The sequence below is a fragment of the Dyadobacter sp. CY323 genome, from assembly GCF_021390245.1.
Taxonomy (GTDB): Bacteria; Bacteroidota; Bacteroidia; order Cytophagales; family Spirosomataceae; genus Dyadobacter.
This window is the reverse complement of the sequence record NZ_JAJUXH010000010.1, coordinates 303238-321331: the sequence shown is the minus strand read 5'-3', so window position 1 is coordinate 321331 and position 18094 is coordinate 303238. Positions and strand designations below refer to the sequence as shown.

At 43.7% G+C, this 18094-nt stretch carries 13 protein-coding genes; 7 read left to right on the top strand and 6 right to left on the bottom strand.

Going from position 1 to position 18094, the window contains the following annotated elements:
• Positions 1-183: 183 nt before the first annotated feature.
• A complete protein-coding gene (locus LZG72_RS16730) occupies positions 184-522 on the bottom strand; it encodes a hypothetical protein (protein WP_409017710.1) in 339 nt (112 codons plus the stop codon).
• Positions 523-728: 206 nt separating this feature from the next.
• Between LZG72_RS16730 and LZG72_RS16725 the strand changes: the two genes are divergently transcribed.
• Positions 729-3014, top strand: coding sequence for an ATP-dependent helicase (locus tag LZG72_RS16725; RefSeq protein ID WP_233875009.1), 2286 nt, complete (start codon positions 729-731; stop codon positions 3012-3014).
• An 87-nt stretch (positions 3015-3101) separates the two neighbouring features.
• Complete coding sequence (locus LZG72_RS16720; RefSeq protein WP_233875007.1) at positions 3102-4592, top strand: DUF4301 family protein; 1491 nt, start codon at positions 3102-3104, stop codon at positions 4590-4592.
• Between the two features lie 81 nt (positions 4593-4673).
• Here LZG72_RS16720 and LZG72_RS16715 read toward each other — a convergent pair whose 3' ends face one another.
• Together LZG72_RS16715 and LZG72_RS16710 are read right to left on the bottom strand one after the other, a co-directional pair.
• The gene (locus LZG72_RS16715; protein ID WP_015813234.1) at positions 4674-5147 is read right to left on the bottom strand and encodes an Lrp/AsnC family transcriptional regulator; all 474 of its coding nucleotides are present in this window, start codon (positions 5145-5147) and stop codon (positions 4674-4676) included.
• A 184-nt stretch (positions 5148-5331) separates the two neighbouring features.
• Positions 5332-6273 (bottom strand): GDP-L-fucose synthase, encoded by a 942-nt coding sequence (locus LZG72_RS16710; protein WP_310590561.1) that lies wholly within the window; start codon positions 6271-6273, stop codon positions 5332-5334.
• A 131-nt stretch (positions 6274-6404) separates the two neighbouring features.
• Between LZG72_RS16710 and LZG72_RS16705 the strand changes: the two genes are divergently transcribed.
• A complete protein-coding gene (locus LZG72_RS16705; protein ID WP_233875004.1) occupies positions 6405-7382 on the top strand; it encodes a toxin-antitoxin system YwqK family antitoxin in 978 nt (325 codons plus the stop codon).
• Positions 7383-7385: 3 nt separating this feature from the next.
• A complete protein-coding gene (locus LZG72_RS16700; RefSeq protein ID WP_233874998.1) occupies positions 7386-9083 on the top strand; it encodes a hypothetical protein in 1698 nt (565 codons plus the stop codon).
• A gap of 2 nt (positions 9084-9085) precedes the next feature.
• Here the strand turns inward: LZG72_RS16700 and LZG72_RS16695 are convergent, their stop codons facing one another.
• Complete coding sequence (locus LZG72_RS16695; protein ID WP_233874994.1) at positions 9086-10360, bottom strand: D-alanyl-D-alanine carboxypeptidase/D-alanyl-D-alanine-endopeptidase; 1275 nt, start codon at positions 10358-10360, stop codon at positions 9086-9088.
• A gap of 85 nt (positions 10361-10445) precedes the next feature.
• The gene (locus LZG72_RS16690; protein ID WP_233874991.1) at positions 10446-11948 is read right to left on the bottom strand and encodes a glycosyltransferase family 39 protein; all 1503 of its coding nucleotides are present in this window, start codon (positions 11946-11948) and stop codon (positions 10446-10448) included.
• A gap of 157 nt (positions 11949-12105) precedes the next feature.
• Between LZG72_RS16690 and LZG72_RS16685 the strand changes: the two genes are divergently transcribed.
• From LZG72_RS16685 to LZG72_RS16675, 3 genes are read left to right on the top strand one after another with little or no spacing between them, the layout of a single operon-like run.
• Entirely contained in the window at positions 12106-14025 is a 1920-nt protein-coding gene (locus tag LZG72_RS16685) for an ATP-dependent DNA helicase RecQ (RefSeq protein ID WP_233874983.1), read from the top strand.
• Complete coding sequence (locus LZG72_RS16680; protein ID WP_233874974.1) at positions 14022-15452, top strand: DUF5723 family protein; 1431 nt, start codon at positions 14022-14024, stop codon at positions 15450-15452. The genes LZG72_RS16685 and LZG72_RS16680 overlap by 4 nt, the downstream gene beginning before the upstream one ends.
• Before the next feature lies 1 nt (position 15453).
• Positions 15454-17781 (top strand): CehA/McbA family metallohydrolase, encoded by a 2328-nt coding sequence (locus LZG72_RS16675; RefSeq protein WP_233874956.1) that lies wholly within the window; start codon positions 15454-15456, stop codon positions 17779-17781.
• Here the strand turns inward: LZG72_RS16675 and LZG72_RS16670 are convergent.
• Positions 17778-18089: a DUF6787 family protein gene (locus LZG72_RS16670; protein WP_233874943.1), complete on the bottom strand. Its 312-nt coding sequence runs from the start codon at positions 18087-18089 to the stop codon at positions 17778-17780. The genes LZG72_RS16675 and LZG72_RS16670 overlap by 4 nt on opposite strands.
• Positions 18090-18094: the final 5 nt, after the last annotated feature.

Sequence of the window (18094 nt, the reverse complement as noted above, 5' to 3'; positions counted from 1 at the left end):
CGTTGCTCTGATACTCTCAGAACTCGTCGTTTAGCCGTCTGCTAAACCGTTGTCCCCGATTGGGAGTGCAAAAGTGCAGCATTAATTCTTAACACGCAAGTATTGATGGAAAATATTTTTGACCAAATAAGTGCTTATTGACATAAGCCTCTGAAAGTGATAACATAAGGCTCGAAAGAAATTTTAAAAAAACTTAAAATATTCGATTACGTGCATTTTGAGTAGCACTTCCTGTTTGAGAACATCTCCCTGGGGCAACGCCCGTTCAAGTTTATAATGAGGCCACCCATCTTTATCTATATACTCCAACGAGTAGTAAGAGGATAAACTCAGAACCTTACATATCCCAATGTGCATTAAATCCTGCTTCTGCTCCTTCGTAAAATGTTTGGCGCCTTGTCCCAATTCCTGCACTCCAACAAGAAATAGCACGCCATTCAAGTCTGCTGGTCTTTTACCGATTAATTGTTCAAGGCCATTTAGCAGATGTTCCCACTGGATGTCCAGGGGTTGATTCTCCATATCTTCCGTTATCATCATTAAGTTTTTGCAGTAGTGTTATAGATCGGTAAAATTGTTGATAATAATGGATAAGCCTATGATCGCAGGCTCGATTTATGACATTCTATAAATAAGAACAACAAACTTGAACGCTTTCACATCTTATTTCCAAGACGCCTTGAATGCTTTTTTCTAACTTTGGCATTGACTATATAAGAACAAGAAATTTGGAAAAGAATATCATTTCTAATCATAAAGACTATCTGGCGACCTTGAATGAGCCTCAGCGAGAGGCTGTGCTGCATGGAGAAGGCCCATTAATGATTATTGCAGGAGCTGGCTCAGGAAAAACGCGTGTTTTGACATACCGTATTGCGCACCTGATCGAAAATGGGGTTGACCCTTTCCGCATTTTGTCTTTGACTTTTACAAATAAAGCGTCTGGGGAAATGCGTCACAGGATCGAGGGGGCTGTGGGAACAGAGGCTCGAAATATCTGGATGGGGACTTTTCACTCGGTGTTTGCGAAAATACTTAGGATAGAAGCCAGATATCTGGGATATACGAGCGACTTTTCTATTTATGATACCGACGATTCTAAATCATTATTGAGAAGTATCATTAAGGAATTCAATCTGGATGACAAAACATACAAGGCCAATGTTGTATTTAATCGCATTTCGGGAGCTAAAAACCGGCTTATATCGGCTGATGACTATCTCAACAATGCAGTAATACAGGCGGATGATGATGCTGCGAAGATGAAAGAGATTGGCAGGTTGTACAAAACCTATGTAACCCGCTGCTTCCAGGCGAATGCGATGGACTTCGATGATTTGCTTTTTAACACTAATATCCTTTTCCGCGACTTTCCAGATGTACTATATAAGTACCAGCACAAGTTTCAGCATGTAATGGTCGATGAGTTTCAGGATACGAACGTCTCGCAGTACCTTATTACTCGCAAACTTTCGGCAGTGCACCGTAATATTGTCGTGGTTGGTGATGACGCACAAAGTATCTATGCATTCCGTGGTGCGAACATTGAGAATATTCTGAACTTTTCAAAGGATTTCCCGGATGTAAGAACTGTAAAACTTGAGCAGAATTATCGCTCGACCAGTACTATCGTGAATGCGGCTAATTCGGTGATTGCAAGAAATAAGGCGCAGCTGGAAAAACATACATTTACCGACAATGAAGAAGGATCGCTAATAGATGTTATTAAAGCAGGTTCGGATAATGAAGAAGGGAGACTGGTTGCTACTGCAATTTTCGAAGAAAAGATGCAAAAAGCACTTAGGAATGAGAATTTCGCCATTCTTTATCGTACCAATGCCCAATCCCGCTCGTTTGAAGAAGCTCTCCGAAAACTAGGTATTAAATACCGTATCATCGGCGGGCAATCGTTTTATCAAAGAAAAGAAATAAAGGATCTGCTGGCCTATTTGAGGTTTACAGTGAACCAGCGTGATGAAGAAGCATTTAAACGAATCATCAATCTTCCCAAAAGAGGAATTGGAGACACGACAGTAGCTAAAATCGCGGTCACCGCATCTGAAAATGGCATCGCAATCTGGGAGGTAGTCGCCAATATCGGAAAGTATGCCACTGGCCGTACCATTGCGCCGATTGAACAGTTCGGCACTTTGATTAAAAGCTTCAAAATACAAATAGAAGAAGGCAAAGATGCGTATGAAATTTCCGCTCATATCGCAAAAACTTCGGGTATTTTGAGAGAATTGTACGAAGACAAAACGGTTGAAGGTTTGTCGCGCTACGAAAACGTTCAGGAACTGTTGAATGGGATCAAAGAATTCGTTGATAGTGCTGACAATGAAGACAAATCGCTGGGTGCATTTTTACAATCCGTTTCGCTTCTAACAAATGCCGATGAACCGGATGACAGTAATGATCATGACCGGGTAACGATGATGACCATTCACTCCGCAAAAGGCCTGGAATTCAGAAATGTATTCATTGTCGGTCTGGAAGAAGACTTATTTCCCAGCCAGATGATGCTGGAAAGCAGGCAGGACCTGGAAGAAGAACGCAGGCTGTTTTATGTTGCGATAACCCGGGCGGAAAAAAAACTTTCATTTTCCTACGCAGAGAGCAGATATCAATGGGGACGGCTTAAAATGTGCGAACCCAGCCGGTTTTTGTTGGAAGTTGACAACCGTTTTCTGAATGTTTCAAAAATGGTACAAACTACGTTAGAAAGAGATACTACCCCACCGGTCACCTCATTCGTGCGGAATCTTGCGCAGAATAAAGCTGCCACACCAAAACCAAATGCCGCTACCTCTAATCACACACCATCTCCTGATTTCGTACCAAGCGACACTTTTGACCTTGCGGAAGGTGATAAAGTCGAGCATTCGAAATTCGGATTCGGGAAAGTTGTTAAAATGGACATTAATGGAACGGATCGCAAAGCAACGGTCAAATTCGATTTAGTGGGTGAAAAAACGCTCCTGCTCAGTTTTGCGAAACTGAGAATTCTTAAATAAATCATCTGGTATGATTATAGGAAGTTAGCAGTCCGCTTTACTAGAGTGGATATTACCCTAAAACTTCACAGACAAAACAATTCCCTTATGTTTATCGATAACGATTTAACTCAAATAAAAGAACGAGGAAGTGACATTAATACAGTGAACGAGCAGGTGAGCTACTTTAAAAACGGGTTCCCGTTTTTGCAACTTTCCAAGGCCGCAACAGTTGGAGATGGGATTATCAGGCTCACCGACGACCAGATTTCGGATGTCATTGCCGAGTTTGATAAAAAAGCATCCGAAGGTGACATATCACTATTAAAATTTGTCCCTGCGTCCGGAGCCGCAACGCGCATGTTCAAATCACTGTTTGGCTTTTTGCAGGACGGAAAAAAGGACAAATCGGTTGATGAATTCTTTTCCAGATTACCTGAATTTGCTTTTTTCGAGGATTTGAGGACCGCAATGGATGGAAATGACATTAACGTTGCCGATGAAAAAACAATAGCATCTTACTTTCTTACTACAAAAGGATTGGGTTACGGTGAGCTGCCGAAAGGACTTCTAAAATTCCATAATTATCAGGATCGTTCGCGGACACCGCTGGAAGAACATCTGGTGGAAGGTGCAAAATATGCAAATGCGGGCAGTAGCGTGCAAATTCATTTCACCGTGTCCCCCGAGCACCGGGATAAGTTCGAAAAGCTTGTGGTTGAAGTACTTCCGAGTTATCAGAGCGAATTTGGGGTCCGTTATATTGTATCTTTTTCGGAGCAAAGCAGCGCTACCGACACGATTGCGGTCAACCTTGACAATACTCCTTTCCGGGAAAAAGATGGCACATTGCTTTTCCGTCCGGCGGGTCATGGCGCATTATTGGAAAACCTGAGCCAGCTGGACGCGGATATTATTTTTATTAAAAACATTGACAATGTTGTTCCTGACCGCATCAAGGGTGATACAATTACATACAAAAAAGCACTAGCGGGGATTGTTCTTCAATATCAAAAACGCATTTTTGGTTATTTGGCAAAACTTGAAGAAAATACCGATTCCTCTATTTTGCAGGAACTGGATGGTTTTTTCAAAACTGAACTCTGTGTAGTACCTCCGAATGGTTTTGATAGCTGGACTGACGAAAAGAAAAAGGAATATTTTGTTCAAAAGCTGGATCGCCCATTGCGCGCGTGTGGAATGGTGAAAAATCAGGGCGAACCTGGCGGCGGACCTTTTTGGGCCGAGAACGCAGATGGTTCTTCATCTCTTCAAATCGTTGAATCGGCTCAGGTTGACGTGGATAATGAGGATCAGAACAGCATCTTCAAGAATTCTACGCACTTTAATCCGGTGGATCTGGTGTGCGCGGTAAAAAACCATAATGGAGAATTATTTGAGCTCAAAAAGTTCAGAGATCCTCTAACCGGATTCATTACTGCGAAGTCAAAAGATGGAAAAGACTTAAAAGCTCAGGAGCTGCCCGGTTTGTGGAATGGTTCAATGGCTGATTGGAATACATTATTTGTTGAGGTTCCCCTACTAACATTCAATCCTGTGAAAACAGTGAATGACCTTTTGCGCGAACAGCATCAATAAGAAACCGTAGGTGTGACCAAATAAAAAACCGCTGGAAATCTCTTTCCAGCGGTTTTTTACTTGCAATTTCTTAACCCAATATCATGGTATCGGAAGTACTTTGCTTTCTTTAAAAGTAGACAAGATAACCATCGTCTGGGTACTCGCGACTTCCTCAATTTCATTGATTTTTTCGAGCATCAATTTCTGATATGTACTGATATCTTTCGAAATAACTCTTAAAAGAAAATCACCTGTTCCTGTAATATGGTGACATTCAATAACTTCTGGGATCGCGTGGATTTTTTCAACAAAAGATTCAGTAACCGCTTTCCGATGACCTACCAATGAGATCTGAACGAAAGTGCTCACACCCAAACCAACTTTTTCGGGCTCGAGTTGCGCATGATAACTTTTAATTATGCCGGACTGTTCCAGCTTTTTTACACGTTCCAACGTGGGTGCGGGAGACAGCCCTATTTCTTTCGATAGTTGTGCGTTGGTTATTTTTGCATTCGTTTGTAGGATCTCCAGTACTTTACGGTCAATCTGGTCTAACTTAATAATGGCCGACATTTTTCTATGACTATGGTTTATATCAAGTCCTTTTTTGGACGCTGCAAAACTAATTAGATTCCCGAAGAATCATATAATTTTATACTGGAAATTTGTCAAAAAAAAGAATTATAGTAGGCCAAAAATGATTTTAGTGTCTAAATATTAGGTTTGGAAGTCTTGGAACGCATTATGAACCATCACATTATACGGCGTAAGTTTCGATTTTTTGTAAAAAATCCTGGTATGTAATCCTGATTCCATCTTCTAACTCGATCCGGTGTTTCCAACCCAGCCCATGTAGCTTGCCAACATCCATCAGTTTCCGGGGAGTACCGTCCGGTTTTTCTGTATTCCAATGGATTTCTCCTTCGTAGCCGACAATATTTTGGATCATTTCGGCCAGATTTTTAATGGACACATCCGCTCCGACTCCGATATTCAGAAACTCAGGCTCATTGTAATTCTGCATTAAAAAGTAGCAGGCATCGGCAAGGTCATCGGCATGTAAAAATTCGCGCATTGGTGAACCAGTACCCCACAGCTCCACAAATGGCTTATTTTCTTCTTTTGCCTCATGAAACTTACGCATCATCGCTGGCAAAACGTGCGAATTGTTGAGGTCGTAATTGTCATTCGGTCCATACAGATTGGTAGGCATTACTGAAATAAAATTGCAACCGTACTGTGCCCGATAAGCCTCACACATTTTAATACCGGCAATTTTCGCAATGGCATATGGTTCATTGGTTTGTTCCAAAAGCCCGGTAAGTAACGAATCCTCTTTAAGCGGCTGAGGTGCCAGTTTTGGATATATGCAGCTGGAACCCAGGAACATAAGTTTTTTAGCTTCTGTTCTATAGGCGCTGTCAATGACGTTATTCTGGATTAATAAATTGTCATTTAAAAATTCTGCACGATATATATTGTTGGCCATAATGCCCCCAACCTTCGCCGCAGCAAGAAAAATATATTCAGGACGTTCAGATTCAAAAAAGGCCCTCACATCATGTTGATTACGAAGATCCAGTTCGGAAGACGTTTTTAAAATAAAATTGTTAAAACCTTCCTGCTTTAATTTTCTGAGGATTGCTGAGCCTACCATTCCCCGGTGTCCGGCGATGTAAATTTTAGAACTTTTTTCCACTGCGTTTGTTTAATTTTATGCTTCGTATATCAATATAGGAAAAATCCATTCGTTACAAAAGTAACAATCTTGCTCTGAAGAAAAATCCAATTATAATGCAAAGTATTATTCCGGCATTAATCTTTTGTTCCTTGATTTTGACAATCGACACACACGCACAGTCGGAAAACAAGGAAACACCACCGCCAGCCTGGCTTCCCAAGGAGACGGTGAAAAAGGACACTGTTTCCCGATCCAAAGACTTAAAATCCTTCGTATCAGGCCTTGATCCTGTTGTCGGTACATCGTTGCCTGGCGCAAATGGTAAGTCTGCCAGCTTGTCGACACTCTTTGGTGAAACGATCCCCGATCTGGGCTTGAAAGTAAAAGAATACAAGAGTCAGAAAAAGGACCGCAAGGCAAAAAAGGAAAAGGCCAAACTCGCAAAAGTGCAATATGAAGGAATTCCAATGGTTAGTATGTCGGTCAAATACGGGAGCGGCGACCGGGCTACTGTGGAGTCGTTTCATGTTCTAAAAGAGTATAAACCGATCAATGCATATGTTCGCGCCACCGAAACCCGCTGGTACGACAAGAAAGGTAAAAAGCTCAGTTCTGCATTAGTGAAAGAGACTCAGCAGGCATTACCTCTCCATGGATCTTATAAAAAATACAATGGAGAGAACCTGATCGAGGAAGGTTTTTACTATATGGGTGTAAAAGATGGCCGCTGGGTTAAATACGACACCAAATACAATCTCATTGATAAGTCGGTCTGGAATCGCGGCTTCCCGGCAGAATCGCGCGTAACCTATTATGATTCAGCACATACGCAGATCAAAGAGGTGACACCCGTTGCTTTTGGAGAGGTGGAAGGCGAGTATCTGGCGTTTTATAAAGAAGGCCAGCTGATGACAAATGGCAAATATGATGATGGAAAGAAAATTGGCCGCTGGGTGGAATATTACCAGTTTCGCCGTCAGCGCAAAAAGGAAATCCAGTATCCGAAAACGGGTTGGGACGAAGAATTTGAGCCTTTTGTATTGAGGGAGTGGGATGACAAAGGCAAATTGCTTTACGACTATACCAAAGATCCCCGCGCTTCCGTAGAGGAAGAAACCGAAAATTAATCTATGCATATACCTTTCCTCCGATCCGTCAGAAAAAAAAGCTGGCCTGCAATTTTATTGTGTATCATCCCGATTGCCATTTATATATGGGTTTTCAAAGCAGTAGCCCTGAATGTAAATTACATTGCATTTGATGACATCAGCATTCTTGGAATCATTCCTGAATTCGATAATGCTACTTTTTTAAAACGCTGGAAGCTTCTTACAGAACTTTTTCCTGAACATCGCCTCGTTTTTTCCCGATCGGTAATCCTGCTTTTACATACGTTTTTCGGTAAGGTCAACCTGGTCTGGCCGATGATCGTAGCCAATATATGCTGGGTACTTTGTGCGTTTGTATTCTATCGTGCATTCAACCGCCTCAAACTTTCAATCTGGTATTTTGTGCCGATCGCCTGGTTGTGGTTTAACATTCAATCCTTTGAGAATATTTTCTGGGGTGTGAGCTCGCTATGTAATTTTGGAGTGATCCTGTTTGTTCTGGGGGCACTTTATTCAGCTGTTTACCGACCAGAGAAAATCGCATATGCATTGATTCTCGCCATTGCAGCCACATTTAGCTATGGAAATGGTTTGATGGTTTTTCCTGTGATCGGCCTGGTATTTTTGCTGGCAGGTTACCGAAAACAATTTGTGATCACCGTATTAACCACGCTGATCATTGCATTCATTTACTTCCTTGACTTTACCCCAATTACGCAAAACCTCGACTTTTCCAACCCCATACAAGTTAAAGAAGGCTTTTTCGGGTTCTTTGGTTTTATAGGCTCAATCGCGACATTAACAGCGTATGGAATGCCCAGTTACATGATGTATCAGGCATCGGTTATCGGTATGTTAATGATTCTTTTGTTCGTTGTATTGTACAAAAATCAATACATCAGGCTCTGGAATTCAGTTTGGTTAAAATCACGCTATACAAACCAAACAGCACTTTTTGCGGCTGCAATAGCCATTTTTGTACTGATTACCGCATTGGCGCTTACTTACAAACGCATTCCTACCGACACCTTCGAGGGAATGTTCAAAGGCCGCTACCGGATGTATTCCACGCTTTGGTGCATTGCGCTTTATTTTGGGTTTTTGGCCATAGTAACCGATAAAGTCAGGTCGCGCGTATCCCCGGTTTTCGTTTGTGCAGCCATTATTCTCAACCTCGTTTTACTACAGAGTAATTTCGCCGACGCGGTGAATAACAGGCGCGCGGCCATTGTGCAGGAATTTAATGCACGTTACAATGCGGATTGGTCTGGAATCAGGATGTTTTCAATGGACCAGGATCACTTCGAAAAAATCAGAAGTTATTACAAATCAGCCGACCCCCTTGCGGAAGGCTGGAATCCGCGTTCAATCCCCTCAGATGTCAAATGCGACAGCATATACCAGCCGGAGACGGTCACTAAATTTGGAAGTTACATCATGGTAAACTTTCCAAATGAGTTTTTTTACGCAGAAAAGGACTATTCGGACGCAGCCTATGTCATCCTGAAATCGGCCGGGCATGTATACGCATCGCCGCCGAACCAGAGTGAAGTACCTTTGAAAACGACTGTTCGCCGACTGATGTATTTTTCAAAAGGCGCCACCGCAAGTTTTCATGAAGGAAATGTGGAGCCAGGTATATACACCATTTATCTGCTTATTCGCAAAAATGGCAAAAACCGTTTGTATTGTACCGGCAAAACCTGGGAGGAAAAATAACCTTAGTATTTGTTGTGAATGCCGGTCAAAATCCGCTCCACTTCCTTTCGTACTTCTGAGCTCGGCCGGGTAAAATTGCTATTCATGAAACTGAATACCAGAGTTTTACCTTTTTTGGTGATTAAATAACCGCTCAGACTGAAATTGTTGCTGAGGCTTCCTGTTTTGGCAAAGATAAAAGGAGCATCACCTTTAAACAGATTACTTAATGTGCCATTTTTCCCGCCTGATGGAAGTATCTGGAAAAGCCTTTCCCTCGGTACCTTCACATAAATCTTTTGAAGTAAAGCAACAATGCTGCGTGGCGTAAAGAGATTATAGCGGCTCAAACCCGAACCATCCTTCCAAACGGGCTTATCAGGTAAGTCTGTAAGCTGATGCCCGATCATGTGTGCAATTGCTTTTTCAGTATTCAATGGAAGCTTGTTGGCAGAGGCGTAAAGCAGCATGAGTTGTTCTGCGAGCATATTATCACTCGTCTGCATCATCCTCGTATATAGCGAGTCGGAGGGAATACTATACACTTTTTGAAGTTCAATTTCCAGCGGAATGTTGATCAGCTTGATCTCCTTTTTTAATGTATCGCTCAAAAGCTGCACAGTCAATTGATCCGTCATCCGAATTGGAACATCCTGAATAAGTCCCTGAGGTACAGCAAGTTTTGAATGGTGAAATACATTCTGCAATTCTTCCCGCTCGATTCCGCTCGCATTTGTGTCAAATAACATTGCTTTTTTCCAGCTCGGCGGACTAACCTGGAAGTTCTGCGATGGGCCCCCGGTAAATCTTGCGATGTTTCCGTAGATCGGCATCGGCGAAACTTCCGGCTGATAATAATCATTATAGTCGCTCCATGCCCAGCCCGGACCAAAACGCTTGTTCTCGAAATTATATGGCGTAAAAAAAATAGGTTCTTTTCTACTTTTTAAAAAACTCAAAACCTTGCTATTCGGAAGATCTGGATGCAGTAACGAGGGATCGCCGGTTCCCCGTATAATGAGCAGCTCGCCCCATTCGAGGTATTCGAGACCCGGAATGGAATCGCCGAGGGCGCACAGACCAGCGTAAAAACTGAATAACTTGGTATTGGAAGCAGGTGTAAAATATTTGTTGTCCTGGTAGGAGGCCAGCGCCTTTTTGTCACCGAGATTTGAAATGGAAACACCCGTATGCTGCTGGCCTAAGATGGCTGAATTTTTTAGTTCACGATTTAAATAATGCGAAACGGAACAGCTGGATAACGAAAGGATACTAAGAAAGAAAATCAGCGTGCGCATAGAGGTGATTATAAGTTCTCAAAAATCAAAGTTACTATTTTCAGGCATTCAAAAAATGGTCGTTGCAGGTGAATGCGCTCGTTTGTCAGCGTTTGCGGGTAACGTTGCGTACACTTGAAGTATTACGGATTACCAGCGCAAATCCACCGTCAAGGTCTACAAATGCGCATTTTTTTGGATCAAACTGAGGCAGGCAATCGGTGTTTGCCAGAATGTATTTTACGGAATCAATATTGGTAGTGAGTGATAAAAAATGATACCGTTGAAAATTAGAATGTATGTCAGCATTGTGATAGAGATCATGGCAAACCCCGATAGTCGACGATTTGGCGACATAATGCCGCATTTCTCTGGCATTGGAAGCAAATACATTCTTCTCAGGCGAGTTCATTTTTTTTACCGTAACACCCCAGCTAACCAGCGTGGCGATAACCAGAGCAATCGTCGCATAAGTGGGTTTTAAAGACATTAACGCACGTACCTTTTCCACAAGAAGACCAGCCGCAAAAAATGCGATAAATGGCAATGCAGGTAAAAGATAGTGCGGATATTGTTTAATGCTGACCAGCATCGGTAAAATTCCCGAAAGACCGACAATTCCCGAAAACAGCGTGATCCGCAGCACTTCACTAGACATTGCAAGCTTTAAACGGTATAACAATGCGATCAGATTGAGCCCGATTAATGCAAACAGATGCGGATATACGTTTCGGAACAAATCTTTCATTAATTGAAAATGCCCGGCAAGCCCGACTCCGGTTTGTTCCCTTTTCTGAAATACGGCCTGAATGACCTGCCCCTGAAAATAGGTGCTCATAAACTCATATGCGGGCTTGAAAGTAAGCACAGCAGCCAGGCAAACTAGGAATGTTCCCGTCACTACTGCGGCCGCTTTTATCGCTGAAAAAAAGCTTGCACCACTCAAAAAAGTAAATGCATAAAGTACTGAAAAAGCCAGCGGAAACAGCCCGACGGGGCCTTTTGTCAAAAAAGCACATAAAACAAACAATCCAGCGGCGACTGCCCAGATGTATTTTTTGAAACCCGGATCGGTCTCTTCTAAAAAGATCAGCTGGAAGTAGCAAGACAACAGACAAAAAACGCCCATTGTACTGTCCAAAAAGTTGTTCGGCATACTGTAATAGACGATTGTCATTCCATACCAGCAAAGTATGGCAAGCCACGAAAACGATTTGAAAGCTGGGTTTTCAGCAAAAAGTTTATTCCAGATTTTAACAATGAGCAGGATCGAGCAGATCAGAATGAGGAGATCATAAACATTTTCTACTGCCGTGGTGTCACCCATCATCCTGAAAAGCAGAGATTGGAGACCAAACATGAGCGGAGGATGTCCAGAGAAATAGGAGGCATTATCATAAGGCAGCCAAAACGATTCCGCAAAATACGGCCGCCAGAATGAGCCGATGCCTAACGACATATTGCGCGAGATGGAAGCATAGGTAACGCCATCCATAAACATGGTGTCGTCGAGGGACCTTGGCAAAAAAGTAATGAGTACAAAACTCAATGTGAAAGTCCAGGAAAGCAATCGGATAAGTCTGTCGCTACTGTTCTCTTGTAGAGGCATTAGTCGGAGTGAGTTTTGAACAAATTAAGCATTTATTCTCAGGAAGATGGCCCCGGATCCCGAGTTTTATTTACCGTTATTACAAAAAACAGTTTTCATAGCGCGTGTAATCGCATTACTTTGTGGGGTATTTGAACACACTGAAAACATAACTCTGATGATTGATCTTCAATCCGTGCTGCGGCGCTATTGGGGTTACGAAACGTTTCGGCCTTTTCAGGAAGAAGCGATAAAAACGGTTCTTAATGGCAACGACGTGCTGGTTTTGCTTCCCACAGGTGGAGGTAAGTCCATTTGTTTTCAGGTGCCCGTTATGGCGTCGGAAGGCGTGTGCATTGTGGTAACGCCGCTCATTGCGTTGATGAAAGATCAGGTGGAGCAGCTGAAAAAACGGTCGATCCCGGCGGCGGCGATCCACTCCGGAATGAGCCGGAATGAAATTGACATTACGCTCGATAATTGCATTCACGGAAACACCAAATTTCTGTATGTTTCTCCCGAAAGGTTGCGAACGGACATTTTGCTCGCCCGTGCGAAACAAATGCAAATTTGCCTGCTCGCGATCGATGAGGCGCATTGTATTTCTGCCTGGGGATACGATTTCAGACCTTCCTACCTTTTGATTTCTGATTTTAGAAAGCAAATACCGAAAGTTCCGGTGATGGCGCTGACCGCAACGGCGACCGAGGAGGTTCGTGCGGACATTCTCGACAGGCTGGAAATGCGGAATGCACGGGTTTACAAACAGTCTTTCGCCCGTGCCAATTTATCTTATTCTGCATTTGCCGAAGAAAATAAAGAACGAAAACTTTTGCAGGTGCTTAAAAATGTGCCGGGATCGGCGATCATTTATGTCCGTACCCGGAAACGTACGAAAGATCTGGCCGATTCACTGGTGAGGCAAGGGATCTCTGCGCAAAGTTACCATGCAGGATTACCATTCAAGGAACGTTCCGACAGGCAGTCGGCGTGGATCAAAAATCAGACGAGAGTCGTGGTCGCGACCAATGCATTTGGGATGGGGATCGATAAGCCGGATGTGCGTGCGGTTATTCATTTTGACCTTCCTGACAGTCTGGAAGCGTATTATCAGGAAGCGGGACGAGCTGGCCGCGATGAAAAGAAAGCATTTGCGGTGGCACTTTTTAATAACATCGACCTGGACGAACTGACAGAGAGCGTTGAGCGAAAATATCCACCGATTGAGGTGTTAAGAAGAGTTTACCAGTCTCTCGCCAATTATTACAGGATCGCGGTCGGCAGCGGCGAGTTCAGCGGATTTAGTTTCGATATCCAGGAATTTACCGGAATTTTTGGGCTGGCAGTGAATGAAACGCATTATGCACTTAAACTTCTTGAAGAAGAAGGCTTTATCCAGCTTAGTGAAAACTTCAACGATCCATCCAAGGTCCATTTTCTGGTCGATAACCGCCAATTGTACGACTTTCAGATACGCTACCAGGAAATGGATTCGTTTATCAAAGTGATTCTGCGGATGTATGGAGGGGAGCTCTTTACAGAATATGTCCGGATTTCGGAGGTTGAAATCGCTCAGACCTATTTTGCGCCGGAGCGAGAAATCATTCAAAAGCTTAATTTTCTGGCTGAGCGAGACATTATCGAATACGAACCCAGAAAAGACAAACCGCAACTAACCTTCCTCACGCCACGATACGATGCAACATTACTGCCACTGAATGTTTTTGAAATTGGAAAAAAGAAAGACCGGGATTTAAAAAAAGCAAAAGCAGTGGTTCATTATGCAACGCATACGCACATCTGCCGGACGTTGTTGTTACTGGAATATTTCAATGAATTTGACGCCCATGCGTGCGGTGTTTGCGATAATTGTCTGAAAAACAAACGGAATGAGATTCAAAACGATGCAAATGCAGCCGGGCAGATTATTCAATTTTTGGGCAAAAACGGCGGGATTACGCCCAAAGAAATGGCCCGGGCTTTTGAGAACATCCATGAAGCCGTATTTCTGAAGACATTACAGGATTTAATTGAAGACGAACTGATCCATTACGACGTGAATGGAAAATTGTCCCTGACTAACAAAACTCAACATTGAAAAAAGCTGCACTTGCCTTCGTATTTTTATTTTCACTGGCCTTTTCGGTCGCATTTTCACAACAAATTCCCGGGCTGGAATTCAGTAATTATGGAGGTTTATACCGGTCGACCTACAATCCGTCGGTGATTGGGGGCCCAAAACATAAATGGCAGATCAACATCGGTACCATCGGTGGAAGTATCAATTACAGGTATTTCAGGTTTGTGGGGGAAAATTCACTGCTTTACCCGCTGCTTACCTCGCATTCAACCAAAGAACTTTACGGCCGTTCCCGGACAATGGGCTCGCTCACGTACAAAGATCCCATTTACCTCGTGAGTGAAATCCGCTGGCCGTCGGCGATGATCGCATTAGGTAAATATCAGGGACTCGCATTACAGTTCCGGAACCGTGGTTTTGTAAAAGCAGCCAACATTCCCGAATTACTCCAGAATGTCTATTTCCATAGACTGGACACGGAAAGTACGCCACCGCTTACTAATGCGGCATGGGGCAATTTCAGTATGATCCAGCAAAGTTTTTCAGACGTCAGCCTGACATATGGAGCTCAATTGCTGGATTTAGAAGCTCACAAATTCAGGATCGGTGCGACCATCAAGCGGGTTTATGGCGCCAGGGTAGCATATCTTTCCGGTAATGCCGACAGCTACACAATCCGTCCGTTAACCAGCAATCCCGAATCCAGCGAACTGGTCGTTTCCGACCTGTCTTACGAAAGCGGTTATAGTGCTCCGACGCAGAAAAGAAGTATTTCAAGTCTTTTTAACTCCGATCGTTACGGCTCCGGATGGGGTTATGATCTGGGTTTTTCTTATGAATTGGGTAAATACTGGCGTAAAAACAAAGAAGTATTCGATGAAAGTCCCGAATATCTGATCCGGCTGGCAGGTTCATTGACTGATGTGGGGTCGATTAAATATCGGACGAGCAATTCCAGGGTAGTCAGCGGGCGCCAGTCAGAGTCGGTAATCGGGCAAGCTCAGCTTGAGACGATTGCCGATAACGGAGCCGAAGGTTTTATGACTCTTTTTCCGGCTGAAACGGATAGCGTTTTCCGAAGAGATGTACAGTTGCCGCAGGCATTGCATCTGGAAGCCGACATTCAATTGGTCAAAGGTTTTTTCGTGAATTTATCTCAAACCAAACGCTATAAAAGCAGGAGTGGGCAACCATTAGATATTTACATTCCCAATACTTTTACCATTACCCCACGTTTCGAAGACGAAGATTCTGATTTTGCATTCCCGATTACATTTATCCCGGGAAACAATCGTCCGTCGATCGGTGCAGTGGGCCATTTTGGTCCTATCTTTCTGGGATTCAGTAGTGTAAATGGTTTAATGAAAAAAGGCGGGGCGAGAGGCAGCATGGTTTATCTGGGTTTTACCGCCTGGAAATTAAACCGAAAAAAAGAAAAGGAATAATATGAAAAAATGGTCTACCAAGCTTCTTATTTGCATTCTTTTGCCTCTGACTCTGTTTGCTCAACATGAGCACCATACTGTGGCGCACGAAACGGCGGGAATCGAACCACAGCCGTTAATGGCGCAGGCTTTGCGTCTGCAGGAGGCACTTTCTTTTTCGGGAAACAGTCTTTCCGTTCAGGATTCTGAAAAGTTAAAAGCGTGGAGTAACAGGCCATTTTCGAAAGAAATGGTAACCGGCATTCAGGAAATTCTTGATCCATATTGTCTGAATATCGTTGATATCAATCCCGAAGGCAGGGTAAAAGTGGAGCGGGGAGCAGCGAAGGCAGTTCTTATTCAGGGAGGTTGGACAAGTTTTTTGGTTAAAATAAATAATGAATCCGGCATTACCGCCAAGCTGGAAGCTGAAAGCCCCAATGCAGCCAAACCGTACCATTCCCCGTCTTTTGATCCAAAAGTAAAAAAGGAACATGAGCTGACTCCCGGACAAGTCGCCAATCGTTTTCTGGATATCCGGATGTATGCCAACAAACCATTACAGCCAAATCTGACCGGCGGCAGGCTGGAATATGCGATCGTGCAGATTTACTCCAAAGATGCTGGTCAGCGGGAAGCAGAGATCGCCTATAATGTGGGTCAGGGATCTCAGGACATCGGTTTTAGGAACTCAACACATATTCTTTTCAATGTAAAACCAGCGGTTAAGGTTAATTTCCAGGTAAAGGATCAGGACGGTTCACCGGTTATGGCGTCGTTTGTGATCACCGACGAGCACGAGCAAACGGCTGGAAAATTTAAAAGGATTTACCCATTACCATCCCGTCGCGTAGCCGCAACAGACGAGTATCCCGACTTTTTCTTTCAGCCTCAGATTTATCGCGCAGATGGTGAACATGTACAATTGCCGGCAGGAAAATACAAGATCATTTTTTCTCGCGGCCCCGAATACATTAGTCAAACCAAAGAAATTACAATTCCTGAAAACGTTGCCTCATTTGACATTTCATTTCAATTAAAACGCTGGATCCAATTGTCGAAACTGGGCTGGTTCAGCGCGGACCACCACATTCACGCAGCAGGTTGCAGCCATTACGATAGTCCGACAGAGGGAGTAGACCCGAAAGATATGTGGCGGCAAGCATTAGGCGAAGACCTGAATATGGCCGCTAACCTGGCCTGGGGGCCAAGCTGGTATCATCAAAAGACTTTTTTTACAGGAAAAGACCTGGCGCTTTCAAACAAAAAGAATGTCATGCGGAACGACGTGGAGGTTTCAGGATTTCCTTCGTCTCACGCAGGTCATATTGTTTTGTTGAGAATAAAAGAAGATGATTACCCGGGAACAACTCAGATAGAACAATGGCCAAGCTGGACGGCGCCCGTGCTAAGCTGGGCGAAGTCGCAAGGTGGCGTTGTGGGCTACGCGCATTCGGCCTGGGGTTTGCAACCCTTGACGCCGGTTGATAAGATCCCGAATTACATTGTTCCTAAAATGGACGGAATCGGGGCGAATGAATACATTGTGACGGTGACGCAAAATCTGGTTGACTTTTTTAGTGCCGGAGACACTCCTGCGCCGTGGGAACTCAATATGTATTACCACACGCTCAATTGCGGGTTCAGGCCGAGGCTGAGCGGAGAAACCGATTTTCCATGCATTACCGATGCGCGGGTAGGGCAGGCGAGGAGCTACTTCAAGCCTGAGGGTGAAATGACGTACGACAATTATGTTCAGGCAATTCAAAAAGGCCGGAGCTATGTTTCGGATGGAAAGTCGCACATCATGAATTTCACAGTCAACAACCAGGAAGCCGGAGTAGGAACAAGTGAGCTTTCGCTAAAAAGTGCGCAAAAGCTGAATGTATCGGCAAACGTAGCTGCATATCTTCCGGCTCAGCAGGATACGGTTGGTGAGCGAATTGCGAAAACTCCGATCATTTTCATGCCTTACTGGGATATTGAACGCGCCCGGATTGAGAAAAGCCGGAAAGTAAGAGTGGAATTGATCGTGAATGGAGAACCCGTGGATACCACAGAAATTACCGCAAATGGGGAAGTGAGCAACGTGAAGTTCAATTATCAGCTGCAAAAATCTGCCTGGGTAGCACTTCGGGTTTACCCCAGCTCGCATTCCAATCCTGTTTTTGTAATAATTGATAATAAGCCGATTGTGGAGAAGAAAAGTGCAGAATGGTGTCTGACAGCATTAAAGCAATGCTGGAAAATGAAAGAGCCGAATATCAGGACCGAGGAAAAAGAAGCAGCGAAGGCCGCGTATGAAAGTGCGGAAAAAGTTTATCAGGGTCTGATTGACATAAAGTATTAAGCCTGACTTTTCTTTCGAAATATTGCGCCAATTCTGCTGAACATCCGTTTCTCAAACTCCCAGAAAAAAGTGAATTTCCCCCAAATCCAGCCCCAGGCCAATAAAATAGCCTGGTAAAGGGGCAGAATGATCAGGATGTTGACGGTCCAGCGTATCCAGCCGGATGAATTTTCATTCAATCCGATCCATTCAAAAAGGAGTCGTTTGACGTACAAAACTGAAAAACCGGTACACGCGAAAACGACCAGGATAATGAGGACATCCCACCCGTTTTTCACATTCCACCGTTGTTTCAATTTCTCGATCATTTCAT